The sequence below is a fragment of the Peptoniphilus ovalis genome (assembly GCF_018919265.1).
GTDB classification, from domain to species: Bacteria; Bacillota; Clostridia; order Tissierellales; family Peptoniphilaceae; genus Peptoniphilus_A; species Peptoniphilus_A ovalis.
The window spans coordinates 424,656-431,821 of sequence record NZ_JAHLQO010000003.1; the positions used below are offsets into that span (position 1 = coordinate 424,656).

Annotated in this window: 5 protein-coding genes and 1 rRNA gene; 3 read left to right on the plus strand and 3 right to left on the minus strand. The window is 31.6% G+C overall.

Features of this window, described 5'->3' with window-relative positions:
* Positions 1 to 20: 20 nt before the first annotated feature.
* The gene (locus KQI68_RS05715) at positions 21 to 2,342 is read left to right on the plus strand and encodes a bifunctional dihydroorotate dehydrogenase B NAD binding subunit/NADPH-dependent glutamate synthase (RefSeq protein WP_216549163.1); all 2,322 of its coding nucleotides are present in this window, start codon (positions 21 to 23) and stop codon (positions 2,340 to 2,342) included.
* Positions 2,343 to 2,523: 181 nt separating this feature from the next.
* Here KQI68_RS05715 and KQI68_RS05720 read toward each other — a convergent pair whose 3' ends face one another.
* On the minus strand, positions 2,524 to 3,375 hold the full coding sequence (locus KQI68_RS05720; protein ID WP_216549164.1) for a thioredoxin domain-containing protein: 852 nt from the start codon (positions 3,373 to 3,375) through the stop codon (positions 2,524 to 2,526).
* Positions 3,376 to 3,577: 202 nt separating this feature from the next.
* Here KQI68_RS05720 and nrdD point away from each other — a divergent pair, with 202 nt between their 5' ends.
* Together nrdD and nrdG are read left to right on the plus strand one after the other, a co-directional pair.
* Entirely contained in the window at positions 3,578 to 5,701 is a 2,124-nt protein-coding gene (gene nrdD / locus KQI68_RS05725) for an anaerobic ribonucleoside-triphosphate reductase (protein ID WP_216549165.1), read from the plus strand.
* Entirely contained in the window at positions 5,701 to 6,195 is a 495-nt protein-coding gene (gene nrdG / locus KQI68_RS05730; RefSeq protein ID WP_216549166.1) for an anaerobic ribonucleoside-triphosphate reductase activating protein, read from the plus strand. Before nrdD ends, nrdG begins: the two co-directional genes overlap by 1 nt.
* Positions 6,196 to 6,219: 24 nt before the next feature.
* On the opposite strand, the gene KQI68_RS05735 is transcribed toward nrdG, so the two are convergent.
* Together KQI68_RS05735 and rrf are read right to left on the minus strand one after the other, a co-directional pair.
* Positions 6,220 to 6,849, minus strand: a complete 630-nt coding sequence (locus KQI68_RS05735; protein ID WP_216549167.1) for a hypothetical protein — start codon at positions 6,847 to 6,849, stop codon at positions 6,220 to 6,222.
* Between the two features lie 200 nt (positions 6,850 to 7,049).
* Positions 7,050 to 7,166 (minus strand): 5S ribosomal RNA (gene rrf / locus KQI68_RS05740).

Below are 7,166 nucleotides of genomic sequence, written 5' to 3' on the forward strand. Positions count from 1 at the left end.
TCTTTGGAGAGTGATATAATTTGCCTAAGATACTTAGAAAAGAATTATTAGCACCAAATATTTACTTATTTGATGTTTATGCACCTAAAATTGCAGCTTCTGCAAAACCAGGTCAATTTATTATATTAATTGCTGATAAATATTCAGAAAGAATTCCGCTAACTATTTCTGATTATGATTTAGATAGAGGAAGCGTTCAAATTGTTGTACAAGCTTCTGGCGAATCAACTAAAAAGATTTGCGAATTTGAAGAGGGCGAAGAATTTAAAGATTTTGTAGGGCCTCTTGGTCACGCATCAGAATTTTGCAATATGGATATTTCTGAACTTAAAGATAAAAAATACTTATTCGTAGCTGGTGGAGTTGGTACAGCGCCAGTTTATCCACAAGCTAAATTTTTTAAAGATAATGGTCTTTCTTGTGACATAATAATTGGGGCGAAGTCAGAAGAATTTGTTATCTTAGAAGAAGAATTAAAATCTGTATGCGACAATCTATACATAACAACTGATGATGGAAGTTATGGTTTCAAAGGAATGGTTACAGATAAAATTGTAGATTTAGTTGAAAATGAAAAAAAACATTATGATCAAGTTGTATCTATTGGACCAATGATCATGATGAAATTTGTATGCTTAACTACTGAAAAATATAATCTTCCAACAATTGTTTCTCTTAACCCTATAATGGTTGATGGAACTGGTATGTGTGGGGCATGCCGTGTGACAATTGATGGCAAGACAAAATTTGCATGTGTAGATGGTCCTGAATTTGACGGTCACAAAGTTGACTTTGATTCAGCTATGAAAAGACAAAGACAATATATTGATAATAAAAAATCTGAACATATTGCTGACCACCACTGCACAATGGATTTAGCAGTTGGAGATCATCTTGCAGAAAAAGATGCACAAGATAAAAATAATTTGGGCGAAGTTAAAGACGGCGTTGAAATAAAAAAAGCCGAAGATAGATTCAAGAGAGTTGAAGTAGCTGAACAAGATCCTGATGTTAGTAATAAAAACTTTGAAGAAGTTTGTCTTGGTTATACACCTCAAGAAGCAGTTATAGAAGCTAGCAGATGTTTAAATTGTAAGAAACCATTTTGCGTTGAAGGATGTCCTGTTTCAATAGATATTCCAGGATTTGTAAAAGAAATTGCAAATGCAAACTTCGAACAAGCTTATAAAGTTCTTTCACTTTATACTTCCCTACCTGCAGTGTGCGGTAGAGTTTGTCCGCAAGAAACTCAATGCGAACAGAGATGTGTCCTTGCAAATAGAGGAGATGCACTTTCAATTGGTAAGCTTGAAAGATTTACAGCAGACTACGCAAGACGTCATCAAAAATCTACAAAGCTTGACATTAAAAAACTAGACAAAAAAGTTGCAGTAGTTGGCGCAGGTCCAGCAGGTCTTACTTGTGCAGGCGAACTTGCAAAAATGGGATATGATGTAACAGTTTTTGAAGCACTACACGAAAGTGGCGGGGTTTTAATTTATGGTATTCCTGAATTTAGACTTCCAGACGAAGTTGTAAGTCATGAAGTTGAAAATATTAAAAATCTTGGAGTAAAGTTTGAAAATGATACAGTAATCGGCAGAACTATTACAGTTGATGAGCTTATAGAAGATGGATTTGAAGCTGTATTTATAGGATCAGGTGCAGGTCTACCTAAGTTTATGAATATTCCTGGCGAAAACTTAAACGGAGTTTATTCTGCCAATGAATTCTTAACTAGAAATAATCTAATGAGATCCTTTGATGATGATTACGATACACCAGTAAATGTTGGAGAAAAAGTTGCAGTTATAGGCGGTGGAAATGTTGCAATGGATGCTGCAAGAGTTGCAAAAAGACTTGGTGCTGATGTTTCAATAGTATACAGAAGAACTGAGGCAGAGCTTCCGGCAAGAACTGAAGAAGTTCATCATGCAAAAGAAGAAGGAATTAAGTTTGAAATGCTAACTGCTCCAACTGAAATTCTTGGAGATGAAAATGGCTGGGTTAAGTCAATAAAAGCTGTTAGAAATGAATTAGGAGAACCTGATGCATCAGGCAGAAGAAGACCTGTTAAAATCGAAGGATCTGAATTTGAGGAAGAATTCCAAACAGTTATAATGGCACTTGGCACAAACCCAAATCCACTTATATCTTCTACAACTAAAAATTTAAAAATAGAAGACTGGGGCGGAATCATTGTAAATGAAGAATCACAAACATCAAGAGAAGAAATCTTCGCAGGTGGAGATGCCGTAACAGGTGCTGCCACAGTTATACTTGCCATGGGTGCAGGTAAAAACGCAGCAAAATCAATTGATGAATTTTTAAGAAATAAATAATAAATAAGCTAGTGATAAAATTTTCTATCACTAGCTTTTATTTTTTTGAAGCTTATGTTCTTTATTCATCATAGTCTTCCGTCAGAATAATATATTATCATTTCTATTTCGATATTATAATATATCTCCATCAAAGTCTTAGATAACAGAGCTTATTGTAAGTCATATAATTAATATTATATTAATCACTATGTCTACCGCAAATTTTCAAAACATAAAAACCATTAATTTCATCTATTTTTACAACATTTTTATCTAAAAGCTCATCTAATTTATTTTCTTTTCCGAAAACTATATCTATTTCTTCTTTTAAAACTAGGTCATATTTTTTTATAAATTCTATAATTTCTTTCTCTTCAGTTAAATCTTTATTTATTTCTTTCTCTTCAGTTAAATCTTTATTTATTTCTTCAAGTTCAAGATTTTCTAAGATAAATTCCTCAATTCTATTAAAATCCATTATATTTTGCAGCACTCTATTATTTTCCGTAATCAAAATTCCCGGAAGTTTTTTTATTCTATAGTCAAAGGCTTCCATTCTCTCTTTTAAAAATAATTCGTCACTAAATTCATAACTCATAATAAAATCATCAATATTTACATCGAAATTTTTTAAAATTTCTTTTTGAACTTCCATCTCATAAATATTTTTATGATAAATTATCATTTCTTCAACGAGTTTCCTAAGATAATTACTTGCATCTTCCTTGTCTAAACTTTTAAATGTGACAAAATATTTATCAAGTGGATAGCTTGATTTATATTTTTCAGAAAAAAGATTTGGCGGACTTTTAAATCCAGGCATACTAGTTATAGTAGATGTAGCCCTATACATATCGTATAAAATTCTATTGCCAAGTTCTACAGAATTTTTCTCTCTAAAATTCTTTGGAAGAAACTCCTCATAGTTTCCTATTAGTCCTCCCATTCTAAATTCATAATTAAAATTTTTATATTTAAATTCAAGTTTTCTAATCAGTGGAAAAATTCCCCACAAAAATGGGTCTAAAACGTCCGTAAAAATTTTTAACATAAATAACCTCACTTTTATTTTCTATCTTGATTATACCATTAAATCAATTCCTAGGCTTTAATTGTAGAAATTATCTTGTGGTACTTGCAATAAAAATTCCACAATATATAGTTTTTCCAATGGACATTAGCCACAATATGTTGTATAATTTATTTATTAATTAAAGAAGTATAAAACATTTTATATAGAAAGGGAGTAAACAATGCCAACTGTAATTAAAAGAAATGGTAAAGAAGTAGATTTCAATAAAGAGAAAATAGTAATTGCAATTGAGAAAGCTATGCACTCAAGCTCTGGAGTATACATAGAAAATCAAGCAGAAGAAATTGCAAGTGAAATAGAAAATCTTGCAAACTCTAAAGACATTCCTCTATCAATATATGACATCGAAGATGAGGTTTATTATAGATTAATTCAAAATGACAATCCCGCAACTGCAAGGGCATATGAATCTTATAAATCAGTTCAACAATATAAGCGTGAGCAAAACACAACAGACGAAGACATCTTAGGACTTTTAAATGAATCAAACACAGATTTAATGGATGAAAACTCCAATAAAAACGCCGTTATCGCTTCTACACAAAGAGATTTAATTGCAGGCGAAGTTTCAAAAGACATTGCAAAGAGAAAAATGATTGATGCTGATTTAGTTGAAGCTCATGAATCTGGGGCAATTCACATCCACGACATGGATTATATTATTCAACCAATTTTCAACTGTTGTTTAGTTAATATGAAGGACATGTTAGACAATGGAACAGTTGTAAATGGTAAAATGATTGAAACTCCAAAATCTTTCCAAGTTGCATGTAATGTAATGACTCAAATTATTGCACAAATTGCATCAAATCAATATGGCGGACAAAGTATTAACATTTCTTGTCTTGGTAAATATTTAAGACGTTCATATGATAAGAATTTAAGCCTTGCCCTTGATACATTAGGAGATATTGAACTTGCTGAAAAAATGGCTGACAGAATGACTAAAAAAGATCTTGAAAGTGGTATTCAAACTATTCAATATCAAATAAATACTTTAATGACTTCTAATGGTCAAGCTCCTTTTGTAACTTTATTTATGTATCTTGAAGATGATGATCAATATGTAGATGAAGTCTCAATGATTATCGAAGAAATATTAAAACAAAGAATTCAAGGAATTAAAAATGATACAGGAGTTTATGTAACTCCAGCCTTCCCTAAACTTATCTATGTTCTTGATGAAAATAATATTAACAAGGATTCAAAATATTATTATTTAACATCACTTGCAATTAGATGTACTGCTAAGAGAATGTATCCTGATTATATTTCTGCAAAGAAAATGAGAGCTAATTACGAAGGCAATGTATTTAGTCCAATGGGATGTAGAGCTTTTCTTCCACCATACAAAGACGAAAAGGGCAATTATAAATTCGAAGGTAGATTTAACATGGGAGCTTGCTCAATAAATCTTCCTCAAATTGGAATTTTAGCTGGTGGAGATGAAAAGAAATTCTTTGAAATTCTTGAAAAGAGATTAGATCTTGTAAAAAGAGTTGGACTTTTAAGATATGAACATCTTAAAAAAGTTAACAGTGACTCTTCCCCAATTCACTGGCAACATGGGGCCATTGCAAGACTTGGCAAGCACGAAAGCATTGCACCACTTCTTAAAAATGGTTATTCTACAGTTTCACTTGGCTACATTGGAATTTATGAGGCTACAATTTTGACTAAGGGAGTTAGCCACACAACTAAGAAGGGCTACGAATTTGCAATGAGAATAATGGATGCACTTAATGCAGCTGTTAAAAAATGGACTGAAGAATATGGAATTAAGTTCACACTTTATGCAACTCCAGCTGAGTCCTTAACTCAGAGATTTGCAAACATAGACAAGAAAAGATTTGGTATAATCGAAAATGTAACAGACAAGGGATATTACATCAACTCTTTCCACGTAGATGTGCGTGAAGAAATTTCTGCCTTTGAAAAATTTGCTTTTGAATCTAAATTCCAAGACAAATCAACTGGCGGATGTATCTCTTATGTAGAAATACCAAACATGAATCACAATCTCGAAGCACTTGAAACAATTGTAAGATATATTTACGACAACATTCAATACGCAGAGTTCAACACTAAATCAGATTATTGCTCAGAATGCGGATTTGACGGTGAAATCAAATTAAACGATGAAGGTGAATGGGAATGTCCACAGTGTCACAACACTGACCGTTCAACACTTTCTGTAGTAAGAAGAACTTGTGGATACCTAGGCGAAAACTTCTGGAATGAAGGACGTACTAAGGAAATCAACGCAAGGGTGCTTCACATCTAATGAGATATGCTCAAATAAGGCGATATGATGTTGCAAATGGACCTGGAATAAGGACAACATTCTTTGTTACAGGTTGCAGGCATAATTGCTACAATTGTTTTAACAAAGAATATCAAGACTTTAATTTTGGAGAAATTTGGACTGATAAAGAAACAAGAGAAGTTATAGATTATTTAAAATTAGATGAAGTAAAGGGCCTCACTGTACTCGGTGGAGAGCCCTTTCAAAATGAGATTGACCTTTTTAAAATCTTGAAGGACATTAAAAAAGAATCTAACAAAGATATTTGGATCTATTCCGGATATACCTTTGAAGAAATCTTGAAAGATGAAAACAAAAAAAATCTACTAGAACTTGTTGATGTCCTAGTAGATGGTAGATTTGTAGAAGCTTTAAAAGATTTAAAATTAAAATTTCGAGGATCATCTAATCAAAGAATAATTGACATACAAAAATCCCTAAATGAAAATAAAATAGTAGAAATAAATTTATAAAACCTCAGCAAAGCTGAGGCTTTTTTATTGCGGAGGAATTGGCGAATCTAAATCCACATTGTCAAAGAAATCAGTACCTTCCCTTGCATTGTCTTGGAATACTGCAAATGTTGAAATATAATCTTCTCCGTTGATAGAATAATAAACTTCAATTCTTAAATATTCCATAAAATACCTTTCATACTGAGTACCATATCTTTTAGACTCGTAAAAATATCTGTTATTTGAATCTTTGGATAAATCTCCTTCTATCACTCTTACCTTTGTATCATCTCTATAATCAGAAGCACTGGCATAGATTTTAATTTTAGGATTTTCTGGAGCTATGATTTCACCATCTTTTTCAAAAGTAAAATATAATTTGTTATCAAAAACTAAATGAATACTAGGTATATCTCCTTCAACCTTTCCACCAATTTTTTCTTTAATTTTATCTTTTTTATCTTGTGATAAATTTTGATACTCCTTTAATTTATAAGTTCTTATAATAGGAAGTCTCTCATCTATTCCGACTTTTACATTTAATTTAATTCCATCAACATCATTATTTCTCATAAATTTTGGAGTTGGAGAAAAAGCAAAATAGAAAAATAAAGCAATCCCTGCTAATAAAATAAAAATAACAATTAAGATTTTTATAATTCTATTAATCATAATATCCTCCTTTATATAAGCAATAAATATTTACCCATTTATACAATAAAAAAACCCTCTTAATAGAGGGCTCTTCTACCTTTAATTTTATATGTAGAATTGAATAAAATTAAAGCAAAATATTTTACTAATTTTAAAAGGAGTATTTTAAAATTAAAAAGTCTATCGACAAAGTCAAAGCTTACATCAATAGACCTTTAAACTGGCGATAACTTACTCTCCCAGGCCGTCTCCAGCCAAGTACCATCAGCGGATTCATGCTTAACTTCTGTGTTCGGTATGGTTACAGGTGTGTCCATGATCCTATTCTCACCAGA

Bases quoted from the DNA above. Each gene is read 5' to 3' on its own strand.
- KQI68_RS05720 (WP_216549164.1), bottom strand. From the start codon at position 3,375: ATGTTAAAAATTTTTACGGACGTTTTAGACCCATTTTTGTGGGGAATT.
- nrdD (WP_216549165.1), top strand. From the start codon at position 3,578: ATGCCAACTGTAATTAAAAGAAATGGTAAAGAAGTAGATTTCAATAAA.
- nrdG (WP_216549166.1), top strand. From the start codon at position 5,701: ATGAGATATGCTCAAATAAGGCGATATGATGTTGCAAATGGACCTGGA.
- KQI68_RS05735 (WP_216549167.1), bottom strand. From the start codon at position 6,849: ATGATTAATAGAATTATAAAAATCTTAATTGTTATTTTTATTTTATTA.